At 57.1% G+C, this 25536-nt stretch carries 20 protein-coding genes; 9 read left to right on the forward strand and 11 right to left on the reverse strand.

The annotated features are described in order from the left end of the window. Position 1: 1 nt before the first annotated feature. Both KGP17_RS19100 and KGP17_RS19105 read right to left on the reverse strand, forming a co-directional pair. A complete protein-coding gene (locus KGP17_RS19100) occupies positions 2–1630 on the reverse strand; it encodes a (2,3-dihydroxybenzoyl)adenylate synthase (RefSeq protein WP_223498161.1) in 1629 nt (542 codons plus the stop codon). 10 nt (positions 1631–1640) lie between these two features. Then, positions 1641–2849 carry an isochorismate synthase gene (locus tag KGP17_RS19105; RefSeq protein ID WP_223498162.1) on the reverse strand — a complete coding sequence of 403 codons (1209 nt, stop codon included), beginning with the start codon at positions 2847–2849 and terminating at the stop codon, positions 1641–1643. A 194-nt stretch (positions 2850–3043) separates the two neighbouring features. Between KGP17_RS19105 and fepB the strand changes: the two genes are divergently transcribed. After that, positions 3044–4003: a Fe2+-enterobactin ABC transporter substrate-binding protein gene (fepB, locus tag KGP17_RS19110; RefSeq protein WP_021178670.1), complete on the forward strand. Its 960-nt coding sequence runs from the start codon at positions 3044–3046 to the stop codon at positions 4001–4003. Here fepB and entS read toward each other — a convergent pair. Then, positions 3990–5258, reverse strand: a complete 1269-nt coding sequence (gene entS / locus KGP17_RS19115; RefSeq protein ID WP_059201438.1) for an enterobactin transporter EntS — start codon at positions 5256–5258, stop codon at positions 3990–3992. The two genes, fepB and entS, sit on opposite strands and share 14 nt — an antisense overlap. Positions 5259–5418: 160 nt before the next feature. On the opposite strand from entS, the gene fepD reads away from it, so the two are divergent. Genes fepD through KGP17_RS19130 form a run of 3 tightly spaced genes read left to right on the forward strand, consistent with a single transcriptional unit; the run spans position 5419 to position 8316 of the window. Further along, a complete protein-coding gene (fepD, locus tag KGP17_RS19120; protein ID WP_037376375.1) occupies positions 5419–6492 on the forward strand; it encodes a Fe(3+)-siderophore ABC transporter permease in 1074 nt (357 codons plus the stop codon). A 1-nt stretch (position 6493) separates the two neighbouring features. Next, complete coding sequence (gene fepG / locus KGP17_RS19125; protein ID WP_094982035.1) at positions 6494–7519, forward strand: iron-enterobactin ABC transporter permease; 1026 nt, start codon at positions 6494–6496, stop codon at positions 7517–7519. Continuing rightward, positions 7516–8316 carry an ATP-binding cassette domain-containing protein gene (locus tag KGP17_RS19130; RefSeq protein ID WP_021178674.1) on the forward strand — a complete coding sequence of 267 codons (801 nt, stop codon included), beginning with the start codon at positions 7516–7518 and terminating at the stop codon, positions 8314–8316. Before fepG ends, KGP17_RS19130 begins: the two co-directional genes overlap by 4 nt. Positions 8317–8459: 143 nt before the next feature. Here the strand turns inward: KGP17_RS19130 and KGP17_RS19135 are convergent, their stop codons facing one another. From KGP17_RS19135 to fes, 5 genes are all read right to left on the reverse strand, one after another. Beyond that, positions 8460–9881, reverse strand: coding sequence for an FKBP-type peptidyl-prolyl cis-trans isomerase N-terminal domain-containing protein (locus tag KGP17_RS19135; RefSeq protein ID WP_223498163.1), 1422 nt, complete (start codon positions 9879–9881; stop codon positions 8460–8462). Continuing rightward, on the reverse strand, positions 9878–10309 hold the full coding sequence (locus KGP17_RS19140; protein WP_223498164.1) for a hypothetical protein: 432 nt from the start codon (positions 10307–10309) through the stop codon (positions 9878–9880). The genes KGP17_RS19135 and KGP17_RS19140 overlap by 4 nt, the downstream gene beginning before the upstream one ends. Before the next feature lie 251 nt (positions 10310–10560). Then, a complete protein-coding gene (locus KGP17_RS19145) occupies positions 10561–14508 on the reverse strand; it encodes an enterobactin synthase subunit F (RefSeq protein WP_223498165.1) in 3948 nt (1315 codons plus the stop codon). Positions 14509–14546: 38 nt separating this feature from the next. Continuing rightward, positions 14547–14753, reverse strand: coding sequence for an MbtH family NRPS accessory protein (locus tag KGP17_RS19150; RefSeq protein WP_021807049.1), 207 nt, complete (start codon positions 14751–14753; stop codon positions 14547–14549). A gap of 10 nt (positions 14754–14763) precedes the next feature. After that, positions 14764–16116 (reverse strand): enterochelin esterase, encoded by a 1353-nt coding sequence (gene fes / locus KGP17_RS19155; protein WP_094982038.1) that lies wholly within the window; start codon positions 16114–16116, stop codon positions 14764–14766. A 307-nt stretch (positions 16117–16423) separates the two neighbouring features. Between fes and KGP17_RS19160 the strand changes: the two genes are divergently transcribed. The 3 genes from KGP17_RS19160 (at position 16424) to KGP17_RS19170 (ending at position 19896) form a co-directional block, all read left to right on the forward strand. Beyond that, positions 16424–18721: a TonB-dependent siderophore receptor gene (locus KGP17_RS19160; RefSeq protein WP_037376376.1), complete on the forward strand. Its 2298-nt coding sequence runs from the start codon at positions 16424–16426 to the stop codon at positions 18719–18721. A 125-nt stretch (positions 18722–18846) separates the two neighbouring features. Then, on the forward strand, positions 18847–19395 hold the full coding sequence (locus tag KGP17_RS19165) for a nucleotidyltransferase family protein (protein WP_021807052.1): 549 nt from the start codon (positions 18847–18849) through the stop codon (positions 19393–19395). Positions 19396–19446: 51 nt separating this feature from the next. Beyond that, a complete protein-coding gene (locus tag KGP17_RS19170; protein WP_223498166.1) occupies positions 19447–19896 on the forward strand; it encodes a FlxA-like family protein in 450 nt (149 codons plus the stop codon). Positions 19897–19931: 35 nt separating this feature from the next. Here the strand turns inward: KGP17_RS19170 and KGP17_RS19175 are convergent, their stop codons facing one another. The 3 genes from KGP17_RS19175 to zipA all read right to left on the reverse strand — a co-directional run bounded on the left by KGP17_RS19175 (position 19932) and on the right by zipA (position 23202). Then, positions 19932–20147, reverse strand: coding sequence for a DUF3820 family protein (locus KGP17_RS19175; protein ID WP_223498167.1), 216 nt, complete (start codon positions 20145–20147; stop codon positions 19932–19934). Then, positions 20147–22168, reverse strand: a complete 2022-nt coding sequence (gene ligA / locus KGP17_RS19180; RefSeq protein ID WP_223498168.1) for an NAD-dependent DNA ligase LigA — start codon at positions 22166–22168, stop codon at positions 20147–20149. Before ligA ends, KGP17_RS19175 begins: the two co-directional genes overlap by 1 nt. 77 nt (positions 22169–22245) lie before the next feature. Beyond that, positions 22246–23202, reverse strand: coding sequence for a cell division protein ZipA (zipA, locus tag KGP17_RS19185; RefSeq protein ID WP_021807055.1), 957 nt, complete (start codon positions 23200–23202; stop codon positions 22246–22248). Between the two features lie 222 nt (positions 23203–23424). On the opposite strand from zipA, the gene cysZ reads away from it, so the two are divergent. Next, positions 23425–24186: a sulfate transporter CysZ gene (gene cysZ / locus KGP17_RS19190; RefSeq protein WP_021178686.1), complete on the forward strand. Its 762-nt coding sequence runs from the start codon at positions 23425–23427 to the stop codon at positions 24184–24186. A gap of 283 nt (positions 24187–24469) precedes the next feature. Further along, positions 24470–25438, forward strand: a complete 969-nt coding sequence (gene cysK, locus KGP17_RS19195; protein WP_021178687.1) for a cysteine synthase A — start codon at positions 24470–24472, stop codon at positions 25436–25438. Positions 25439–25536 lie beyond the last annotated feature (98 nt).

Consider the following 25536-nt stretch of genomic DNA (forward strand, 5'->3'; position numbering starts at 1 on the left):
CTTATTCTCCTTTGGCCTGAGCCAGTTGTTGCGCTTCCAGGCGTTCACGCAGCAGTTTTTTATCGACTTTACCGACCGGGGTTAACGGTAGTGACTCCACCTGAATAAAGCGGTCGGGCAATTTAAATTCGGCCACGCCCTGCTCACGCAGATGGCGGCGCAGTAACACGGGTTTGACGGCCTCGAGCGCGATGACAAAGGCGCAGCTTTTTTCACCCATCAGCTCGTCCGGCATCGACACCAGCGCGGCGTTAATCACCGCCGGGTGGCGCAGCAGCAGGTTTTCAATTTCTTCTGCAGCAATCTTTTCACCACCACGGTTGATTTGGTCTTTCTGCCGCCCTTGTACCTGCACATAACCGTCCGCCGTCAGGCTGATCAGATCGCCGGAACAGTAGAAACCGTTCTCGTCAAAGGCTTCGGCATTATGCTCAGGGCTTTGGTAATAGCCGCGGAAAGTGTATGGCCCACGCGTCATCAAGCGGCCCGTTTCCCCTACAGGCAGCGGATTACCTTGTTCATCTGCCACCCACAACTCGTCGTCCGGACACATTGGCGTGCCTTGGGTGGTGAGAATGTGTTGGTCGTCGTCATCCAGCAATGTGTAGTTCACCAGCCCTTCGGCCATGCCAAACACCTGCTGCAACCGGCAGCCGATCTCATTGCGTATGCGGGCCGCCAGGGTTTCCCCCAATTTGGCTCCGCCAACCTGCAGCAGCGCCAGGCTGGCTAACGGCTGATTACTGCCCCACTCTTCGATCGCCTGTAACCACAAGGTAACCGCAGGCGGCACCAGCGCGGTGACCGTGATCTGATGCTGTTCGATCAGTTTGAAACATTGGGCAGCCGCAGGATCGCTGGCAAACACCACCAGCCCGGCACCGTAAAACACCCCCAACACGCCCGGAGAACTCATTGGATAGTTGTGGGCCACCGGCAACGCACACAGATAGCGGGTAGCACTGTCAAAACGGCAAATCTCTACGCTGCGGCGAATGCTGTAGTAATAATCGTTATGGGTGCGCGGGATCAGCTTCGGCGTACCGGTGCTGCCACCGGAAAGCTGGAAAAACGCCACCCGATCGGCGGCCGTTGGCGTCGGTTCAAAAGCACCTGGATCCTCTTCCAGCCAAGCAGCCAACGCCTGTTCACCTTCGGCCTGATTACGCAGCCCAACCACCCGTAGCGAAGGATGCTGTTCTCTGAACGTATCCAGGAACTGATCCTGCGCGAACAGGGCATGTTCGCGATCGGCAATCAGCAGCGCAGGCTTGATTTGACTGGCATAGGCGTTCAGTTCGCTACGTTGATGGCTGAACAGGGCATTCACCGGCACCACGCCGATTTTCAACAGGGCAAAGAACACCACATAGAATTCAACCACGTTGCCTAGTTGAACCAACGCGGTATCACCGGATTGTAGCCCGCGCCGTAACAGGGCGGCGGCTAGACGATCGGAAAGCTGTTCCAGTTGGCGATAGCTTAAGCTGCGTTGCGGGTCGATCATGGCAATAGCGTCGTTATCTGCCTGACGAGCCAAGATGTCGGTCAACGGTCGATCGATCCAATAGCCGCGTTCGCGGTAACGGCGCGCGAACTCTTCAGGCCAGGGGGTAAAAGCAATAGTCATGGGGGACTCTCTATCCTTGATTAAGGCCAAACGCACGCAGAATGGTGCTGAGTTTGGTACCAGTTTCGCGCCATTCGGACTGCGGGGAAGAGTCCTGCACGATGCCCGCACCGGCAAACAGGCGTACCTGATTACCCTTCACGGTGCCGCAACGGATGGTGACGACCCACTCTCCGTTGCCCTCGGCGTCACACCAGCCGACGATGCCACCAAACAGCTGCCGGTCAAACGGCTCAAGCTGTTCGATGAGATCGCGAGCTGCCAGCGTTGGGGTACCGCATAATGCCGGCGTAGGGTGCAACAGGCAGGCCAGCGACAGGGCATTCTCTGCCCGGTCGGCCACTTCACCGTCGATTGGCGTCGAAAGATGCCACAGCGTGGTGGTACTGAGCAGTTCAGGGGTTGCGGGAATATGCAAATGACTGCAACGCCCAGCCAAGACCTGGCGCATGCCTTCGGTCACGATCTGGTGTTCATAGCGGTCTTTACCCGAAACCAACAGTTGTTCGCTGACGGCCCGATCCCGCAGCGGATCGCTTTCGCGCCGAGCCGAACCCGCCAGCGGGTTGGAATGGAACTGGTCGCCAAATTTACGCAGCAGCAGCTCCGGGCTGGCTCCCACCAATGCCCCCTCTGCCAGCGGCACGTGGAAATGGAAGCCGTGCGGATTCTGGGCAATGATGCGCGCCATCAGCGCTGCGTGGTCTACCGGCTTGCTGGTTTCAATGTCCAACAGGCGGGCGAGCACGACCTTATCCAATCGATCACCGCTAGTTGCCTGTACGGCATCGCTAACCATCTGCATAAACTGCGGCTGCGCTGGCAACTCGGTTTGGCGGACAATCTCAGGGATCGGTCCAGCAGCAGGCGCTAAGCTGGTCAGCAGGGTTTCACGTTCGAACCATTGCGTCTGTTGCGGGATAAACAGTGACGAGGGTTGACGAGTATCGAAAGGGATTGCGCCGCACAGCAGCGGATCCTTGATGCCTGCCTTGCGGGCCTGCGCAAATGTCTGCTGTATCGCCTGCTGGAATTGGCCCTGCAGGTCATCGCCATCCACCGCTGGCAAGGTGATGCGGGCAAAGCATCCCTGGGTGCTCAGACTGCGAAAAGGCGAGGTAAAAAAGAAACCTGAAGTCGGGGATATTGTGGCGGCCTGTGCCAGATCTACACCCTGTTGCAGGTCCTTTTGCGCAGCGCCCTTAACGGCTACGTCCATAGGTACTTCCTCTTGTTTCATTAACAATAACCAATATAATAATGATTATCATTTGTATTGCATCCGCGATAAAGTACCTGCCAGAACTGACCATGTCAATAAACGTAACCTCTTCTGCTAACCCACATTAAGGGGTAAACTTGGTGGTTTATGACCAATGAATGATAATCATTCGGATTAAAAGGATCTCACCGATGTCAATCCCCCTGCGGCTCAGCCTGGCGCTGTTTGGCCTGCTGGCGTTGAGCGTTGCCCAAGCCGAGACTCAAGCCTGGCCGCGCAGTATCGAAACCTCACACGGCGTTATCACCCTTAAACAACCTCCACAGCGCATCGTCTCCACCAGCGTGACGGTCACCGGTACGCTGTTGGCGATCGACGCTCCGGTGATCGCCAGCGGAGCCACCAGCCCAAACAACCGGCTATCGGATCGGCAGGGCTTTTTCCACCAGTGGGGAGAGATTGCGGCCAAACGTGGAGTGAAGCGGTTATATATTGGTGAACCCAACGCCGAGGCAATCGCCGGTGAGGCACCTGACCTGATTGTGATGTCCGCTACCGGGGCCGATTCTGCGGTGCGCCTGTACGATCAGCTGTCGGCCATCGCTCCGGTGCTGGTGGTGAACTACGACGATAAAAGCTGGCAGGAACTGGCCAACATCCTCGGCGTAGCGACCGGCCATGAAGCACAAGCGGAGAAGATCGTCAGCGAGTTTGATCGCCGTGAGAAAACGCTGAAACAGCAGATGACATTGCCACCACAGCCCATAACGGCACTGGTATTTCGCAGCGATGGCAAGAATGCCAACCTGTGGACCGCAGACTCATCCCAAGGGCAACTGCTGCAACAGCTAGGCTTTACCCTGGCCACTTTGCCACCAAAACTCAACGCCAGCACCAGCCAAGGGGCGCGTAAAGATATCGTCCAACTTGGCGGTGAAAACCTGGCAGAAGGCTTGAATGGGCAAACGCTGCTGTTATTCGCCAACGATGAAAGTGATGCACAGCGGCTGATGAGCAACAGTTTCCTGGCTCATCTGCCAGCGGTGGAGAATAAGCGGGTTTACCCATTGGGGAACGACACCTTCCGCCTGGATTATTACAGCGCCAGCAACTTGCTGACGCGTCTGGAAAAGCTGTTTATTTCTCCGTAGCCGCAGCGGCGGGTTGGAGTTTATCGCTCTGCCCGCCCATGCTCACGTTGCGCAGACCACGCATGGCAAACGCCAGCACCACGGCCAGCAGCGCCGCACCAAAACCGAAGCTGGTAGAGCTCATCGCTGGCAGCATAAATGCCCCCATCGCGCCGAGCAGCAAGGCACCAAGCGCATCCCCTACAACGTTCTGCGCGGTCCACAGGCCGTTAATCCGGCCCAGAAACGCGTCCGGCGTCAGGTTCTGTATCAGGCCATATTGCAGCAGCGAGTTCAGCGCGCTGAGGTAGCCAAACACCACCAGGCACAACAGCGCCATACCGTACCAAGGCATCAGGCCAAACAGCCCCACGGCCACGAAAGCCGCTATCGCCGTTATCAACATCATCCAGCCCGGCCGTGCCACCTGAGCCACCCGGCCACTGGTAAATGCGCCAATCGCCGCCCCTAATGGCACCGCCGCATACATGATCCCCAGGCTCTGGGTAGTGACCTGCCACATACCGGAGATGGCCGGATATAACACGCGCACCGCGCTGGCCATGGTCATCAACGCACCAATCAGCGCCACCATGCCAATCACCTTGTTCTGGAACAGGAAGGTGAAGCCGCCGATCAGCGCCCGCAACGGATGTTCACGCGGCTGCGGTGGTGGTGGCAACTGAGGCAATTTTAATAGCGGGATCAAAGTGATCAGCGTCCCCAAGGCCGCCAGCGCATAGTTCCAGCTGATACCTGCCCCAGCGATCACCAACCCGCCGATAGCGGGAGACAGGATCGACCCAAAGCGTACGGTCAGCATGCTGATGGCCCCGGCCTGCACGATATTCTCACGGCCAACGATCGCCGGTGTCGCCGCCAGCAACGCCGTCACGCCTACCGCACCAAAAAATCCGTCCCATACCGCTAGCAGATAAATCGCCGTTAGCGAAGGTGCAGGCAGCGCAGCATTGAGGCACAACCCCAGAAAGCCCACACCGCAGGTTGAGCGCGCAAACAGGATCAACCGACGGCGTTCATAGCGATCGGCCAGCACCCCGCCCATCAGCAAACCGGCAAACATTCCGCCGCCCGCCAGGGTCACCGCAAGCCCAACCAACAGAGTTGACCCAGTCAGCGCCTGGATCTGCACCGGAATGGCGATCGCCATCAGGCCCAATGCCAGGATCGAAATAAAACGGGCGCAGAATACGGCCCGAAAAGCGGGGTTGGTCCTAAGCAGGCTAAAATCGAGCAAAATAGAGGGTTTATTCATTTTGTTATCACCACAACTTATATCCTTGATCTTCCACAAACAACGACACGATATTCGAGAGGCTCAGCGCTAGTGCTGGTCAGGCTGCCATGCTACCATAGATAAATACAATCAATAATGATAATAGATATCATTGATATTCAGTTAATAATGGGCTGTCATGTTCCGGCTTACACCTAATTGCTCTCCTCCGCTTCCTGACCGCAGGGGCACTCTGTTTATGGGGTTATCCCGCTCCTTCTGGCTGCGCCTGTTTGGCCTGCTGTGCGCCTTTGTCGTGCTGTTGCTGGTGATGATGCTCAGCCTGTCGCTGGGGGCTAAATCCATTCCTTTCACTAACGTCGTTGCCGCGCTGAATGGCCAATGCAGCGGCGCAGACTGCGTCATCATTACCGAAGCACGCCTGCCACGCACGCTGATCGGCGTGTTGGCTGGCATCGCACTTGGGCTGGCTGGCGCGCTGATGCAAACCCTCACCCGCAACCCGCTGGCAGACCCTGGTATCTTGGGGGTTAACTCCGGAGCCGGTTTCGCCGTGGTGTTGGGCATTACCTTCTTTGGTGCGACCGACGTCAGCCAATATCTGTGGTTCGCCTTTGCCGGTGCGCTGTTTGCCTCGCTGTTGGTGGCGCTGGTAGGCGCAATGGGCGGCAGCCGCGTTAATCCTGTACGCCTGACGCTAGCCGGGGTGGCGCTGGCCGCCGTGTTGGAAGGGATGACCACCGGCATCGCTCTGCTCAATCCTTTGGTGTTCGATCAGCTGCGTTTTTGGCAAGCTGGCACACTGGACATTCAGAATATGGCGGTAGTGCGCAGCGTCGCATTGCCAATCCTGCTGGGCACGTTGATCACTCTGTGGCTTAGCAAGGCGTTGAACAGCTTAAGTATGGGGAGTGAGCTTGCAGCGGCGCTCGGCACCGGAATTATTCGCACCCAACTGCTTGGCCTGTTAGCTATTACGCTGCTGTGTGGCGGAGCTACCGCCGCCGTTGGTCCTATCGCCTTTGTCGGGCTGATGATGCCCCACATTGCCCGGCGGCTGGCAGGGTCAGAACTCAACTGGATGCTGCCCTGGACGCTGGTTTTAACGCCGATCCTGCTACTGAGCGCTGATTTACTGGGCCGCTTTCTGGTCGCGGGGGAACTGCGGGTCTCCATCGTACTTTCCCTGATCGGCGCGCCGATGTTGATTATGTTGGTGCGCCAGCGCCGTATGTTCCGGCGGGGAGGATAAGATGAGCCTGTTGGTTTCCCGCCAGATCCTCGCCAAAAAACCGTTTCGGCTGGCGCGTCCTTTGGCAACTGCCCTGCTGTTGTTATTCGCCTGCCTTGCGCTGGCGGTTTATGCCCTCGGTTCTGGTACCTTGCAACTCAGCGCGGCGCAGGTGATCGACGCGCTACGTGGCGAAGGCCCGGCCAATCTTGCGGTGATCGTCACCCAGTGGCGTTTGCCACGTGTGGCCATGGCTTTACTGTTGGGGGCAGCGCTCGGCCTCAGCGGTGCGATTTTCCAGTCACTATTGCGTAACCCGCTCGGCAGCCCTGACGTGATTGGTTTCAATACGGGAGCCTATAGCGGCGTGCTGGTCGCCATCGTGCTGTTTAACAGCAGCGTTATCGGCATTACCTCTGGGGCGTTGGCCGGTGGCCTGCTTACCGCCGGGGTGGTTTATCTGTTGGCCTGGAGCAACGGGGTAGAAACCTTCCGCCTGATTATTGTCGGGATTGCCGTTCGCGCCCTGCTGCTGGCCGCCAATACCTGGATGATCATCAGCGCCTCGTTGGAAGCGTCTATGACCGCCGGGCTATGGTATGCCGGATCCCTCAACGGCATCACCTGGGCGAAAAGCCTGCCGGTGCTGGCGGTACTGCTGCTGGCGTTACTGGTATTGATGACGTTGACAAGACGTATGCGGCTGCTGGAAATGGGAGATGACACCGCCTGCGCGCTCGGCGTTGGGGTTGAACGCTCCCGGCTGATGCTATTGCTGGTCGGGGTGATACTAACCGCTGCCGCCACCGCCGTGGCCGGGCCGATTTCCTTTATTGCTCTGGTCGCCCCGCAAATTGCCCGCCGCCTGTGCGCCAACCAGCATGTCTTGCTGCTCACCGCGCTGACCGGTGCCCTATTATTGCTGGCGGCCGATGTGGCAGCGCAGCGCCTGTTTATGCCTTATCAGTTGCCGGTCGGCGTGTTGACCGTCAGCATCGGTGGCATCTATCTGATTTGGTTACTAATCCGTGAGTCACGAAAAAAATGAATGCTGAAACCCCGTTAACCGCACCATTGCGTGCCGAAAACCTGACGCTGAGCTACGACAAGAAAATCGTCGCACGCGATCTTTCAGTGTCTATTCCTCACGGCGAACTGACGGTCATTATCGGGCCAAATGCCTGCGGTAAATCCACGCTGCTGCGCACCCTCAGCCGCCTGATGCAACCCCAGGCGGGCTCAGTATGGCTAAATGGCCGACAAATCCGCGAATATCCCACCAAAGAAGTCGCACGCCAACTGGGCCTGTTACCGCAAAGCTCAATTGCCCCAGGCGATATCACGGTGTTCGATCTGGTTGCCCGTGGCCGCTACCCTCATCAGAGCCTGTTCAGCCGCTGGCGCGAAGAAGACCAACAGGCAGTGGAGCAGGCCATGCGCTCAACCGGCGTGGCGCAGTTGGCCGATCAACCCGTCGATACCCTTTCCGGTGGCCAACGCCAGCGGGTGTGGATCGCCATGGTGTTGGCCCAGCAAACGCCGCTGCTGCTGCTGGATGAACCGACCACCTGGCTGGACATCACTCACCAAATCGATCTGCTGGAACTGCTGCGCCAGTTGAACCGGGTGAATCATTACACGCTGGTAGTGGTGCTGCACGACCTCAACCATGCCTGCCGCTATGCCACCCATCTGATCGCCATGCGCGACGGCAAAGTGGTGGCCGAGGGGGCACCAAAAGACATTGTAACGCCAGAGTTGATCGAGGAAGTTTACGGGTTGAAGTGCGTGATCATCGACGATCCGGTTTCGCATACGCCGCTGGTGGTGCCATTGGGGAAATAGCGGCCAGCAAACTCACAATGAAAAATCAGGCCACCGGCTGATAGCCGATGGCTCTACTGAGACTTCATCACCGTGAGCTGTTACTAACTATGGCCGTGCAAGGTTGAAAAACCGTTACTCAGGTAGCCACAGCCGTGCTCCATTTACTTGGCAAGTGCGACATCCAATACCGTTACGTTATAGACCATGGTCGATCCCGGCAGGATATCAGGGGGCAGACCTTTATCGCCGTAAGCCAAGCTTGGCGGGACGACCATCGTGATACTGCCGTGATTTTGCAGCTTCGAGATCGCCGTTCTGAATATCGGTGGATAGCTGCTCAGTAACTGGGTGACCGAGGTGCCTGCCGCCTGCATATCCTTGACGACTTTACCGTTAATCAGGCTCTCTTTTACCGCCACGCTGACCATGTTGTTCGCGCCAATAGTTCCTTTACCGACCTTATCGATCCGGTAAAAGTAACCTAAAGCTTCTTTCTTCACCTGTTTTTGTTTGGCGAACTGCTCAATGTAAGCTGCCCCTGCCTTTTCGGTGTCCAACTTTTGCTGCTGTGCATTACGTTGCACCAACTTTTCGCTGGCATCCAAGGCCTTGTCGATCTGCTCCGGTTGCAGCTTGAGCTTGCCCGCGAAGGTATCTTGCACCCCCGCCAGCGCCAGACGGCTATCCACTTCAACTCCCTGAGCCGCTCGCTGTTTGAGCAAGGCCAACATATCTTCTGCCAGGGAACTGCCGATGGCATAATCACGGATCTCACGCTCTGACTTCGGCTCGATGATTTCTCGTGGCTGCGTAGCCAGCTGTTGCTGCAGCCGGCTGTTTTCCGCCTGTTGCTGTTCGTTGGCAACTTTCAGCATCGTCAGTTGGTTGTGCAGGCTTTCATCCAGCGCAAGCTGCAAGATGGGTTTAGCTTCAGTCTTCGCCGTTAACTCGGCCAACGCCTTTTTCGCTTGCTCGGCCTGTTGACGGCTGTCGTTCAACTCTGCCTGCAACGCCTTGTTTTCCTCGCTATTATCGGTGTGTGCTTTGGCCAGGGCAGCCAACTGTTTCTGCAACGCCGAACTCTGTTGGCGGCTTTGGTCCAGCGCCTGCTGTAGCCTACCGTTTTCGTTGGAGTTCTCACCTTTAGCCGTCGCCGCAGCCACCATATCCTGCTGCATCTGCTCCGTCGCCTGCAAATTCTCCTGCAGGGTCTTTTTCAACTGGCTAATCTCGGCGCGAGCATCCGCATCCTGCTGTGCTGCCTGACGCAGCTGCTGCAGCTCTTGGTCCCGTTGGGCAAGGGCAGCATTTAGCTGTTTGATTTGTGCTTGCAGTGGCGCTGACTCGCGGGTCTTGGTATTGGTGGAAGGTTTACTCACTTTCCTTTCTGCGGGAGGGCTGATCTCATTGAGTTGAGAAGGGCTCAACAGCAACAACGCCGGAGCCTCGCTCTCTTGGCTGGTGATCGCTTCCAAGGCATTGATGGTGCTGGCCCTGTCATCCTTGAGTTGCTCTGCACCCAATGCGCAGCCCACCGGCAACGTCAGGCTCAAGGCCAAACCATACTTTAACCCCAACTTCATTTCACGCTCTCCATTTTGCGGATCAGTCCGTTAAGCAAGTCCTGCCCGATCTGTGTGCACAACTGATTGGTTTTATATTTATACAGTGCGTCTACCGTATTTTTGGTCAATGCGTTCACATCACCGCGTACCCCGCTGTAAAACGAGGCGTTGGCTAGCAGACTGTCAAAATCAGCCTTCCTGACGGCATAGGTCCGAGGACTAACGGTTTGCAACGCGGCAAGATCGCTCTGACACCTGCTTATAGGCGTCGGTTCTTGCGGGGATGGCGGGGTTTCAACGACAACAGGCGTAGGCTCCGCAGTCGGTGTGACAGACGAGGTGACCGGGCGTTCATTCGCGCAGCCAGCCATCAGCAGGACATTGCTGATGATCAGACAGGCAAGCAGTGGCTGCCGGTATCCACGGGTTTTCTGTAGCTGTTTCAAATTTTATTCCTTCCTGACTGGATAATGTCCGTCACCGCTGCCCGTGCGCACGCGGATCGCCTCCATTGACGGGCAATATTGCTATTGCCCGGTTGGGATGATAAGACAGGTCATACTTGGTGGCAACAGCAACAGGGCAAGTGCCGCGTTAGATCTCCTGCCACTTATCGCAGACACCCCACCAGGAAATGTTTTTTCAACGAGGACGGCTCACCGTCGTTTTTAACCTGCAGTTTGCACCACGCTTACAGTTACAGTGCCCGCAACACCCGGTTCAACAAGGGACCTAGCACCTTGAACGAAGCCGGTGAAACGATATCCACATGCGCACAATCCAGCTCAAACACCTGCAACGCATCGACATATTCCGCCCAAGTCTGCTGCACATCCATGCCTGGTTGCAAGGTGCGCTTGGCCACAAACAACGTCGCTTGCCCCTGGAAATGCGCCGTATGGGTGTGTGACAACAGCCTGACCGAATCCGCATAGTTGGCTTCGATATTGTCAAACATCGCGACCCGCGCCTCTCCCAACGCAGGATCGAGCGTATCTTCTGATACCGCCAGGAACTGCTCGCGCTCGCGCTGTACCTCTTTGAGCACGTTGTCGTCCAGCATCACGTCCCAGTTCTGGGTTTCTGGCGGATAGGTATCCAGCAAGCCAAGGAAAGCCACCTCCTCCCCACGCGCCTGCAAACGCGCTGCGATACCTTGAGCCAACGTTCCCCCCAAGGAGTAACCGATAAAGTGATACGGGCCGTGTGGCTGTACCTGTAATACCGTGGCCAGATGCGCATCGCAGACCTGATCCATATCCTCACCCAGCGCCAATGGGCCATCCGGGCGTGGAGACTGAATGCCTACCAGCGACCAATGCTGATCGATATAACGCGGTAGCACGCTGAACTGCCAGGAGAAACCGGAAGCCGGGTGCAGGCAGAACAGCGTTGGGCCTTGGGTAACGCGCAGCGGTAGCACGCTGTCAAAACCGCATTGATCGGCCTCTTCCTGCGTACGTTCTTCCGCCAATAGCTGAGCCAGTTGCTCTACTTTCGAAGCGACCATCACCTGGCCAACCGACACCGCTTTACCCAGATCGCGCCGCAACTCGGCGGCCAGGCGCATCGCCAGCAATGAATGCCCGCCCAAGGCAAAGAAATCATCATCCGCAAATACCTGCTCGCGCTGAAGCAAACGAGCGAAAACGGCAGCAATCTCGCTTTCCAACCCGGGTTCCGGCTCGCGCCCGGCCTTTCCAGCCCCGGTTTGCGGCTGTGGTAAGGCTTTGCGATCGAGCTTGCCGTTGGCACTAAGCGGCAACTCGGCCATTTCGACCAGGGCGATCGGCATCATATGCGGCGGCAAGCGATCGGCTAGCGCGGCACGTAGGGCTTCGCTATCCAGATGCACGCCGGGCTGAGGGACCAGGTAGCCTACCAGTTGCCGGGCATCGCCTCCCATCGCATCAACGACCGTGCCCTCCAATACCAAGGCATGAGCCACCGCCTGACTCACGCCCGGCAATGACAGCATGGCGTGGTCGATCTCACTGAGTTCAATCCGCTGGCCGCGAATTTTCAGTTGGTCGTCGCTGCGGCCCAGATATTCCACCGCACCGTCTGGCAGCCAGCGGGCGACGTCACCAGTGCGATACATCCGGCCACCGTTGCCCTGCGGATCGGCGACGAAGCGGCTGGCGGTCAGATCCGGCCTGGCCAGATAACCATGAGCCAGTTGCACGCCGGTCAGATATAGATCGCCAGCTACACCCGGTGGCACTGGGCGTAAGCGAGCGTCGAGAATACGTAAACCGGTATTCCACACCGGCAGCCCGATAGGGACATTAGCACCGGTGACAGCAGCAAGGGCGTCACCATAGGCCGGATGCCAGGTCACATCCACCGCCGCCTCGGTAGGGCCGTAGAGGTTATGCAACGGCACCTGAGTGCGGCTCTGCCACAGGCGGCACAGTTCTGCAGGTAACGCTTCTCCGCTGCAGAACACCTGACGCAGTGGCTGGCAATGGGCGATGGCGGTTGTGCTGTCCAAGGCACCAACGAATGCCGCCAGCATCGAAGGAACAAAGTGCAGGGTAGTGACTTTATGCCGATCGATTAGCGTTTGCAGTTGCTGAGGGTCGCGGTGCGCCTCCGGCGGAGCCATCACTAGCTGCGCGCCCACCATCAATGGCCAGAAGAATTCCCACACCGAGACGTCAAAGCTGCACGGCGTTTTTTGCAGCACCACATCATCTGCTGCCAGCGGGTACTGGTGCTGCATCCACAGTAAACGGTTAACGATGGCCTGATGCCCAACCAGCACGCCCTTTGGCCGCCCGGTTGAGCCGGATGTAAAGATGATATAAGCCGAATGATGCGGCGTCGGGCCTTGGATCACGCTCGGTGCAGCAGCGTTGGCTACCAGTGGCGCATCGTATAACAGCACTTCCCCCTGCCCCACAAAACGCGCCTGTTGGGAAGCATCGGTGATAATCAGGCGTGGGGCCGCGTCTTCCAGCATCATGCTGAGGCGCTCATCTGGATAGCCGGTATCCAGTGGTAAATAGGCCGCTCCCGCCTCCACTATCGCCATTAACGCCAGCGACAGGAAGACCGAACGCGGCAATGCCACCGCCACGATGTCGCCCGGCTGCACACCCTGAGCCACCAAACGCTGGGCCAAGGCGATCACCTGTTCGCGAGTTTCGCGGTAGTTGAACCGGTGGTGCTCATCTGCCAGCGCCGGGGCATTCGGGGTCTTTTTCGCCTGCTCGGCCAGCAGACCGCTGAGGGTCTGGGCTGCCACCGGATAAGCGGTGTCGTTCACCTTGGCCAGCAGCGCATGATCTTTTTCACTCAGCAAATCGGCTTCGCTCACCGGCAATGTCGGTTGGGCCGCAAACTGCCGCAGCAGCAGCGGCAAGCGCTGTAAGTGCTCCGTCAATTCGGCCAACTGATAACGCTCGGCATTGGCTAATAGCTCAATCTTCAGCGTGCCCGCCTCATCGATAAACAAGGCGATTTCCAGATCTCGCACCGGGCCAGAGGCCAGGTCGTGGGTGATCCCTTTGATACCGGCAAAATCGAGCTGGTAGTCGAACATCTTGAAGTTGAAGACGGTGCCATACAGCGGCTGGCTGTCGCCAATACGCCCCAGATCGCGCTGTACCTGTTCAGCATCATAGCGCTGATGGCGGCGGGCAAACTTCAGTTCACGGCTGATTTGTGCGGCGATATCGGCCAGCGTTGCCTGCGGCGCGACGTGCATCTCCACCGGCAATACGTTAATCACCGGCCCGGTGGCACAAAGCGCAGCCGAGCCCATGCGGCGCATAAAAATAAACCCGGCGCTGTAGCGGGTTTGACCTGTCAGACGAGCCACCCACACGGCCACCAGCGCCATCGCCATATCGGCTGCGCTGAGCTGCTGTTGCTGGCCCAGACTGACCAGTGGCGCAAGATCCTGCGCGGCACAGCGCTGTGCCAAACGGTGAATACGCGTCGAAGGTGCCTGCCCGGCCAACGGTTGCGGGCATAGGGTAGCTGGCGGGGGCAACTGCCGTGCCTTGTTCAACCAAAAATCGGCATCGCGCTGATAACCTGGGGATTGCTGGTATTGCTGATATTCCGCCACCACATCGCTAAAAGGCGTGAACGGCGTCGGCTCCGGCTGCTCGTGCTGATATAGGCGGGTATAAATATTGGCGATACGGCGAGCGATGGCGGTAAAGCTGAAGCCATCGACCACCAGATGATGGTAACGCTGATACCAGAACCAGCGATCGTCGGCCAGACGCATCAGGATATGGCGATACAGCGGTTTGCCGCTGCTCACCCGTAATTCGGCACCAAGGTCGATCTGCATCAGCGCGTGGGCCGCCGCCTCTGCATCCGCCGAGTCGCTTAAATCAACCCATTCCGGCGCAGCCAACGGCATCGTGGCGTCGTAATACTGCATCGGCACACCGTCACGCTCAACGAAACGCAGCCTTAAGGTGTCCACTTCGGCCAGTCCCAGTGAGATCGCCTGTAACAGGTGCTCTTTATCCAGCGGGCCGTTCAGTTCGATATAATGGGCGACCGCATAGGCATTGCCGTACGGTGAAATTTGATCGGCAACCCAAATACCGGGCTGCGCCGCCACCAATGGCAACTCAACGGTAACCTGTTGCCCGGTGGGTAAAATAGAGGTTTCTGACACGACGTTCGCTCCTGTTGTCGGTTCTTGCTGCGTCTCCATCACGCCTTACGCAGTGATGCGGGCCGCATATCCTGCCAATTCTGTTCTAGCCAGTTGACGCAGTGCTCCCGGGAAGCCGGGCCAAAAACGCTGACCCAACCGGCCGGTATGGCGCTGAAATCCGGCCACAGGCTGTAAAGCAGTTCTTCATTACGCAGGACGTAGCAAATTTGCTGCTCGTCATCGAACGGGTTTAAGGTTTCCATTACTTGCTCCTTAAGCATGAAGAGGGTTGGCGGACGGCTTCCATTCGGCACGGCGGTTGACCAGCTCCGACCAATGCGCTTGCAGACCATCGAGTAAACCGCCGCGCCAGCACAACGCATCGTGCCCGCCCTCCACCAGCCGATACTGCACCTGATGCCCGGTTTCACTTAACAGGGCCGCCATACGGTCATTCACCCGGTGGACCAGCTTTTCATGCGCCCCGGCCTCTAAAAATACCTTCAGCTTGCCGCGCGCACCCAACTGCCCGTCTTCTACCTGGCGGATCAACCAGCAGGCATCCTCGGGCACGGTGGGCAGTTGCAACATATCGCGGCGTGGCCACCAGAACGAGCCCGATTGGCTGATGGTGGCACCAAAATATTCCGGCCAGCGCAGGCCAGCATAGAGCGAACCCAAGCCACCAAAGCTTTGCCCTGCAACTACGGTGTTGGCAGCCTCACGGCTGTGCGGAGCCCAGTCGGCCAATTGCGGTAATAACTCTTCCTGTAGGGCCAACCAAAACTCATCGTTGCAGGTCAGTTCCCGTGCGCGGTGTTGCTGGTCAATCACGTCGATCAGCAGATAGACCGCCTCCGGCAGTTGGCCAGTACGCGTCAGTTGCATCAGCGGATCCCAGACCGGCATCTGATTGGCCCAGAATTGGCCGTCCAGCAAAATAGCCAATGGCCGCGCCGCCGGGTTACTTTCACCGGTGGAGTAGATCCAGACGTGGCGGGAGGTTCCCAATCGCTGGCTATGCCAGGTATGCCGTTGCAGTTTGGCAGGCGGTGCTGGCGTACAGCGGCCGCTGGTCACGGCATAGTTGTCAAAGTCCCGCCAGGCCGGTTGTTGGGGAGCCTGTGGCATATGCAAGCCGGAAAGCGTGTGCCCCCCGACTCCAGGCCAGGCGCGGTAAGGATTAAGCAGATCGTGAGTTGCGTGGGCAAACACCTGGTGCCACCAGTGGCGAATAGAAAGCATGTTGGCGTGAGAATTGTCCCCCTGCGGTTCGAAGGGACGATCCTCCATGCAGGGGATAAAGCAGTAGCTGCCGCGCCAGTCGCCTTGCAGCTCGGTTTGCCAATACCAGACGTCCGAACCTGCAAGCCGTTGCAGGCTCTGCGGGGGCGACGCTTGGTGATGATCGGTGAGGCAGTTGATATGGATCCAGACTCGTTGATAAGCCGAGGTCAGTTCGCCACCCTGAGGGTCGCGCCACAAGAACGTCACCTTCCATCGCCCATTATCCTGCGGTTCCACCAAGGGGGTACCACGCCGGGCGATATCCAGCCACCAACCGTGGCTCCCTGCATGCTTGCTCGCCAATAACGTACTGCTTGCTGGTTGTTGTTCAGTTTTCAAAACGCCCACTCATTGTGTTGTTGGCAAGGCACGCCGTGCGACTCACCGGTTCCCAAATGCCAAACGGCACAAGGAATACTATTGATAATTATTTGCATTTGCAATAGTGTATACAGGCTCGAAATAGAGCGGGCATTCTTCAACAGGGATGGATGCCGAATTATTGAGCGGGATCTTGCTGCCAGTCAGCCTGGCCTCTGGGTTTCGTTACTATTTTCGACTACACAATAAAACTACAACAAACCGTTCCGTTACCGGTTGTCACACAGCGCCGCATCAGGAAGGGTTGTTAGGTAGGAACCTCAAAATGAATCGGAAGTTATCTCGTTATTCTTTAGCCACACTCATCGGGTTAGGATTGGGCACATCTGCATTTTCCGTTACGGTCAATGCCGAGCAAACGGCCACTACCTCAGACAGCGCCGCGCTGGCTGAGAAAAGCAAAAAAGAATCCGCCTCTGAAGATGTCATCGTCGTCACCGCCGCCAAACAAAACCTTCAAGCTCCCGGCGTTTCCACCATCACTGCCGAAGAAATCCAAAGACGCCCTCCCGCCCGTGATATCAATGAGCTGATCCGTACCATGCCAGGGGTCAACCTGACCGGTAACTCTACCAGCGGCCAGCGGGGCAACAACCGCCAACTCGATATTCGTGGCATGGGGCCAGAAAATACCCTGATCCTGATCGACGGCAAACCGGCCAGCAGCCGTAACTCGGTGCGCCAAGGCTGGCGCGGCGAGCGTGATACCCGTGGCGATACTGCCTGGGTACCGCCGGAGATGATCGAGCGTATCGAGGTGCTGCGTGGCCCAGCGGCTGCCCGCTATGGTAACGGCGCGGCAGGTGGCGTGGTCAACATCATCACCAAAAAAGCTGGCCAGGACCTGCACGGTACACTGAACGGTTATTTCAACGTACCGCAACATAAGGAAGAAGGCGCCACCAAGCGTACTGATTTCAGCCTTTCCGGTCCGTTAAGCGATCAGTTGAGCTTCCGTCTGTTCGGTGGCTACAGCAAAACGCAGGCCGACGCCTGGGATATCAACCAGGGGCATCAGTCCGAGCGTACCGGCACCTATGCCAATACTTTACCTGCCGGTCGCGAAGGGGTGATCGACAAAAATATCGATGCCTTGCTGAGCTGGGAATTCGCCCACCTGCAGACCTTGGATTTCCAATATGCCTATGGCCGCCAGGGTAACCTGTACGCCGGGGATACCCAGAACACCAACACCAATGCGCTGGTGCAGAGCAACTACGGTAAAGAAACCAACCGTATGTATCGTGAAACCTATGCGGTCAATTATCGTGGCGCATGGGATAGTGGCGTTAGCACCAACAACTACGTCCAGTTTGAGCGCACGCGCAATACTCGTTTAGCCGAAGGGTTGGCCGGGGGCCTGGAAGGGATCTTCGCCAACGACAGTTACAACACCACCCGTCTGGACGATTTCCTGGCCCACAGTGAAATCAGCATTCCGTTCGATATGTGGGTGCCACAAACCGCCACGCTGGGTACCGAGTGGAACCAACAGAAGATGAAAGATCCTTCTTCGACCACCCAATCGCTAACCGGCACTAATACCGGGGGAGCGATCCCAGGTACCGATAGTAGCAACCGCAGCCCGTATTCCTCCGCGGATATCTTCTCGCTATTTGCCGAAGATAATATCGAGCTGACCGATACCACAATGCTGACTCCAGGCCTACGTTACGATCATCACTCCATGGCCGGTAACAACTGGAGCCCGTCGCTTAACCTGTCACAGGAATTGGGCGATCTGTTTACCCTGAAAATGGGTATCGCTCGCGCCTACAAAGCACCTAACCTGTTCCAGAGCAACGGCGATTACATTCTCTACAGCAAAGGCCAGGGCTGTGCCGCCAGCGCAACGGGAACCGGCTGCTATCTGATGGGTAATGACGATCTTAAGGCCGAGAACAGCATCAACAAAGAGATCGGGCTGGAATTCCACCATGAAGGCTGGCTGGCAGGTATCACCTACTTCCGTAACGATTACCGCAACAAGATCGAAGCGGGCTATTCGCCAACGGCCTCTAACACCAGTAAAACCGATATCTATCGCTGGGAGAACGTGCCGAAAGCGGTGATCCAGGGTCTGGAAGGTACGTTGAACGTGCCGGTGAGCGAAACGGTAGCCTGGAATAATAACGCCACCTATATGATTGAGAACGAGAATAAAACCACCGGTGATTACCTGTCGATTATTCCCAAGTTCACCATCAACTCTACCCTGAGCTGGCAGGCCACGCAGGATCTGTCTTTGCAGACCACCGCGACCTGGTATGGCCGTCAAAAGCCGAAGAAATACAACTACCGTGGGGAGCCAACCACCGGGCCGGAAACTCGTGAGGTCAGCCCTTACGCAATCTTTGGCCTGAGCGGCACCTATGCGTTGACTAAAAATATCAGCGTAACAACGGGGATCGAGAACCTGTTCGACAAACGCCAGTTCCGTTCCGGTAACTCGCAAAACGTGGGTAACCCAGTCACCGGGGCCGTCAATATCTATGGAGCCGGGGCGGCAACCTATAACGAACCGGGCCGGACTTACTTTATGAGCTTGAATACCCAGTTCTAAATGTATGCTACCGAGCCAATCTCAGCGCGGCGCTTATGCCGCGCTTTTTTTTGCCGTTTTCCACACTCATCCCGATCCCGCTGCTGCCCATTTCGGGTTAGAGTAACGGTGACAAAGGAGAAATGATGGATCCACAGCAACAAATTATTGATTGGTTACGCCAAGACAGCGAACGGATGCAGATATTAGCCACCGCCCGGCGGCTCGGGCTGAACGATTGGTGCCTTGGCGCAGGCTTTGTGCGTAATCTGGTGTGGGACCGGCTGCATGGTTTTACAACCAGCACGCCGCTCAACGATATCGATGTGATCCATTTCGATGCGCGCCATAGCGATGCCGAGCGCGACCAGATGCTGGAATCGCGCCTGCTGGAATGGTCGGCACACCCTTGGTCGGTAAAGAATCAGGCGCGTATGCACCTGCGTAGTCATCGCGCGCCCTATCTCGACAGCGAAGACGCCATCAGTTACTGGACGGAGATCGAAACCGCCGTGGGTGCCAGATTGCAGGCCGATGGCAGCATCCAACTCGTCGCGCCTTTTGGCCTACAGGCGCTGTTCAACCGCAGCATCACCTTCAACCCCAAGAGCAATAACCTGGCCGCTTTCGAACAACGCGTGGTGGAGAAGCAGTGGCTCGAACTCTGGCCGCAGCTAAAGCTGGCGCCAAGGTAAAGTTTTGCCGCGATTTGCCGATACCTCTGACAAGCTACCTGGGAGGATCGCATGTCGACCAACATTACCATGATGGTGCCCATCAAGAACCCGATTGCCGGAGTCCGTGAGGTGTTTACCGCCACGGGTAAAGGCGGGGCTGCACTGATGTCGGCACCGGTTAACAATGCCCCTGAAGGGGAGAAATCCAAGAAAACCGATAATGATGCGCCAGTGGCCCCAAAAGATAGCAGCGCGGCGTCACGTATTGCAGCGCTGTATAAGCAGATCCAGAACCTGCAGCAAAAGCTGATCGAACTGAAAGACTCGGGTGGCGACACTCAAGAGATCGAACAACAAAAACAGCTGATCATGAGCCAGATCGAAATGCTCCAGGCTGAGATCGCGCGCATTCAGAAACAAGAAATGGAAAAACAGCAGCAAGAGCAGATGGCCAAGGCCATGAGCGGTGATGGCGTGAACCGCCCAGCCGCCGCCAACGCCGTGGACGTTTATATCTGAGATGAAGGGCGCAACAGGGCGTTACGCCCATCGACTCAGCTTTTCTTCAGGGGTTTGATCAGGTGATCCAGCCCTTCAATTTTAATCGCCAACGTCATTTCCATCAGCATTCCCAACCTGCCTTTGGGGAATTCGCCCTTACGGGCGAACCATAGCAGATACTCTTCCGGCAGGTCGATCAGCACCCTGCCCTGGTATTTGCCAAAGGGCATCACGGTGTTGGCGATTTCAATCAGGTTCTCTTTTTCCATCAGGCCCCCAGCAGGCGGATCATCTCCGCCTCGTTGATCACCTCGATCCCCAGTTCCTGTGCCTTGACCAGCTTGGAGCCGGCAGCCTCACCGGCAATCACCAGATCGGTTTTCTTGGATACGCTGCCGCTGACCTTGGCCCCCAGCGCCGTCAGCCGATCTTTGGCTTCATCGCGGGAGAGCTGGCTGAGAGATCCGGTCAGCACCACGGTTTTACCGGCAAATGGGCTGTCGATCTCTTCGGCAACTACCACCACCGGCGCAGGCCAGTTAATGCCGATTTCCGGGCTGGTCAGCTCTGCTATCACCTGCTGGTTATGTGCTTCAGCAAAGAAGTTCACCACGTGACTGGCCACCACCTCGCCCACGTCCGGCACCTGTTTTAACGCGTCCAGATCGGCCTCTCGCAGCTTCTCCAACGAGCCAAAATGCGCCGCCAGACCGGCAGCTGTAGCCTCTCCTACCTCACGAATACCCAACGCATACAGGAATCGGGCAAAGGTAGTCTGTTTGGCGTTGGTCAAGGCATTGACCAGATTCTGTGCCGATTTGGGCCCCATGCGATCCAGCCCGGTGAGAATACCGGCGGAAAGACGGAACAGATCGGCTGGCGTTTTGACATATTCTTTATCGACCAGCTGTTCGATAATTTTATCGCCCATGCCGTCAACGTCCATCGCCCGGCGGGAAACGAAGTGCTTCAGCGCCTCTTTACGCTGGGCACCGCAGATCAGCCCGCCGGTACAACGCGCAATGGCTTCGCCTTCCACCCGTTCCACATCGGAACCGCACACCGGGCAATGCAGTGGGAATACCACTTCACGCGCGTCCTGCGGGCGGCGATCTTCGATCACCCCGACCACTTTCGGGATCACATCCCCGGCACGGCGTACGATCACCGTGTCGCCGATGCGCAGGCCAAGGCGTTCGATTTCATCAGCATTATGCAGCGTGGCGTTACTGACTATCACCCCGGCGACCAAAACTGGCTCAAGGCGCGCGACCGGCGTAATCGCACCGGTACGCCCGACCTGGAACTCCACTTCCCGCACCACGGTGATCTGCTCTTGTGCCGGGAATTTGAACGCCGTAGCCCAACGCGGTGCGCGAGCAACAAAGCCCAGAGATTCTTGCAGATCGATATCGTCGATCTTCACCACCACGCCGTCGATATCAAAGCCAAGGTTGATGCGGTCCTGCTCTACCTGACGATAAAACGCCAGCACCTCATCGCTACCGGTGCAAAGCTTGACGCGATCGCTCACCGGCAAGCCCCAGGCTTTGAACTGCATCAGGCGTTGCCAATGGCTGCGCGGCAATTCGCCCCCTTCCAGCAGGCCAACGCCATAGCAGAAGAAGGTCAGCGGACGCTTGGCCGTGATACGCGGATCAAGCTGACGCAGGGAGCCCGCTGCGGCGTTACGCGGGTTGGCGAAGATTTTGCCGTCTTTGCGGCGCGCCTCTTCGTTCATCTGCTCAAAGCCGGCATGTGGCATAAAGACTTCACCACGCACTTCCACCCGGCGCGGGATATTGTCGCCGGTCAGGCGCAGCGGGATGGCGCGGATAGTGCGCACATTAGAGGTGATATTTTCCCCGGTGGTACCGTCACCACGCGTGGAGGCACGCACCAGCTCGCCATCTTCATACAACAGGCTGACGGCCAACCCGTCCAGCTTCAGCTCACAGCAGAAGGTCAGCGGCTCGTTGCTTTTCAGGCGATCCTGCACGCGCTTGTAAAACGCCAGATAGCTCTCTTCATCAAAGACGTTGTCCAACGACAGCATCGGCACTTCATGACGCACCTGATCAAACGCCGCCAAGGGGGCGGCCCCGACGCGCTGCGTCGGCGAATCGGCGGTGATCAGCTCAGGATGGGCCTCTTCCAGCTCACGCAGCTCACGCATCAGGCGATCGTATTCCACATCCGGGATCTCCGGCGCATCGAGTACGTGATACTGATATTCGTGATGGCGCAATGAGGTGCGTAGTTGATTGATTGTTTCGTTAATCGATGCCATGGCTCACCATCAAAGATAAAAAACCCCCGGCTGGCGGGGGTTCTGGATTACGGATTATGCAGTGCACAGGCAACCGGTCAGGCGTTGTTTTCCAACACTTCGCGGATGCGTGCTTTATAGGTTTCCAGCTTTTGCGGGGTCATCATGCGGCGCTCGTCGTCAAGCACCACGCCGCCCACATCGTCGGCAATACGTTGTGCCGATTGCAGCATCAGCTTGAAGTTCTGATTGGCGTCGCCGTAAGACGGCACCATCATAAACATCGATACGCCCGGCGTGGAGAAATCGGACATCATTTCCGGATCGAATGAGCCAGGCTTGACCATATTGGCCAGGCTGAACAGCACGGGGCCACTGCCTGCCGGGCTGATATGGCGATGGAAGATCCCCATTTCACCAAATTGGAAGCCCGCCTGCAGTACGCTCTGCAGCAACACCTCCCCCCCGATCACACCGCCTTGATGAGCTGCAACGTGCAGCACCAATACGGTCTCCTGCAGTTTTGCCGGTTTCAACGGTTCCGGCGCTGGCTGCGGTTCACGCACAGGCTCTGCATGCTGGAAGGCTGGCTCTGGTGCAGGAGCGGTAGCCGGAGGCATATCGTCAACGCGCGGCTCACGACGCACAACAGGTTGCTGCGGCTCTTCGTCCTCGTCCTGGGCATAGTTATCCAGCAGGATGTCATCGTAATCCGGCCGCTGGGAGAGCGGCGCGGGCTGGGCTGGCCGAGGCGCAGGTTGAGCTGCTGGAGCTGGCCTTGGTGCAATCACCGGCTCTTCGCGTGCGACATCGATATGGCCCATTGATGGCTCATCCTCAACTTCTGCGCGAGTGGCACGGATACGTACCTCTCCCACGCTTTCGGCAGGATCATCAAGTGGAGTAGGTTCACGCTCATTTTTCGAGCGTTTGGCTGGGCGATCGCGAAAAAGGGACGAGCGTTCCTTACGGCTGGTCCAAAGACCATGTAATAACAACGCTATTATGGCGATCGCGCCAACAACGATTAATATCAGACGCAAATCCTGCATCATTGCTATCTCTGTTGTTCCAAGACATTGCCACCGCGGCAAACATTCACTCTTTAACTCTATTTGCCCACAGGCACAAGTGCAAGTCCGTGCTGAACTTTATGCCAATAAAGATGATTATTCGGCATTTTTTTGCTGTTTTTTCAGCCAATGTGGCTCTAGCCAGTGGAAAATCAACCCTATATGATAGCTTGGCCTGTTTAGCCAAAGAGAAAATCTTAAGATATGTCCTATGTGCCTCCCCCTGTCGGATCCACCAACGGCTTCCATTATTTTGCCCAAGGATGGCGCCTGATTTCGCGCCCGGGTATTAAACGCTATGTCGTCCTGCCGTTGCTGGTGAACGTGCTGCTGATGGGCTCTGCCTTCTGGTGGCTGTTCAGCCAACTGGGCGACTGGATCCCGAGCATGATGAGCCATGTGCCAAGCTGGCTACAGTGGCTAAGTTATTTACTCTGGCCGATGGCGGTCATTTCCGTGCTGTTGGTGTTCAGTTATCTGTTCAGTACCATCACCAACCTGATCGCCGCCCCGTTTTGCGGGCTGCTGGCGGAACAGCTCGAAGGCAGCCTGACCGGCAAACCGTTGCCGGATACCGGTATGCTCGGCGTGGTCAAAGATCTGCCGCGCATCATGTCCCGTGAATGGCGCAAACTGATGTATTACCTGCCACGCGCGCTGGGCCTGCTGTTGCTCTACTTTATTCCGGGCATCGGCCAAACGCTGGCACCGGTGCTGTGGTTCCTGTTCAGCGCCTGGATGCTGGCCATTCAATACTGCGATTATCCGTTTGATAACCACAAGGTCAGCTTCGCCGAGATGCGCCAGGCGTTGCGGCAGCACAAAACCGACAACCTGCAGTTTGGTGCGTTGGTCAGCCTGTTCACCATGATCCCCATCCTCAATCTGGTGATCCTGCCGGTGGCGGTCTGCGGTGCCACGGCGATGTGGGTCGACCGTTATCGTGCACAATTTGTTCGTCACTAACGGCTTTATTTGGGGGCGCTTCGTGCGCCCATCCTGATGATGAGATTACCCTATGGATTTCAAGCTGTAGCTAGGCGCCAAGCTATCTCATCCCCAGGAGCTTATGTTCAATAAGTGACTGGGGTGGGATAGTACAGGTAACAACGCTACAGCTTGAAAGACGACGGGTATAAAACTTATTCTCTAATAACATATCTATATACCAATTCTTTACTTCCCTGCCGAGACCGTTAGCGTATGCTTTCGATGTTCCCTACATTTCATAGAGTTATAAGGACGGGCCATGAGCAAGATTTACCAAGACAACTCATTAACAATCGGCCATACGCCGCTGGTTCGTCTGAACCGTATCGGCAACGGACGCATTCTCGCCAAGGTTGAATCTCGCAACCCGAGCTTCAGCGTCAAATGCCGCATCGGTGCCAATATGATTTGGGATGCCGAAAAGCGTGGCATTCTGAGCGCAGGCAAAGAGCTGGTGGAGCCAACCAGCGGCAACACCGGTATCGCTCTGGCGTTTGTCGCCGCGGCGCGGGGTTACAAGCTCACGCTGACCATGCCGGAAACCATGAGCATCGAACGTCGTAAACTGCTCAAGGCGCTGGGTGCCAATCTGGTGCTGACCGAAGGTGCCAAAGGCATGAAAGGGGCGATCGCCAAGGCCGAAGAGATTGTGGCCACCGATCCGAACCGCTACATCCTGCTGCAACAGTTCAGCAACCCGGCCAACCCGGAAATCCACGAACAAACCACCGGCCCAGAAATCTGGGAAGATACCGATGGCGAGGTCGATGTCTTTATCGCGGGCGTCGGCACTGGCGGTACACTGACCGGCGTCAGCCGCTTTATCAAGAACACCAAGGGCAAGGCTATCACCACAGTGGCGGTTGAACCAACCGACTCACCGGTCATTAGCCAGGCATTGGCAGGCCAGGAAATCAAACCCGGCCCGCACAAAATCCAGGGCATTGGTGCCGGTTTCATTCCGGGCAACCTGGATCTGAGCCTGGTTGACCGCGTCGCGCAGATCACCAACGACGAAGCCATCAGCATGGCACGCCGCCTGATGGAAGAAGAAGGCATCCTGGCCGGGATTTCTTCCGGTGCCGCCGTGGCGGCCGCCGTCAAACTTTCCGAAGAAGCCGACTTTACCGACAAGACAATTGTGGTTATTCTGCCTTCTTCAGGTGAGCGCTACTTGAGCACCGCTTTGTTTGCCGATCTGTTCACCGAACAGGAACTGCAGCAATAGCGCAAACAGTGCACAAATAGCTAAAAAAGCACCTATTCAGGTGCTTTTTTTGTGGACTGGATCAAAGTTTACACCACTCAACGATTGATTTTCACCGC

This window comes from Serratia sp. JSRIV001, from assembly GCF_019968745.1.
GTDB classification, from domain to species: Bacteria; Pseudomonadota; Gammaproteobacteria; order Enterobacterales; family Enterobacteriaceae; genus Chania; species Chania fonticola_B.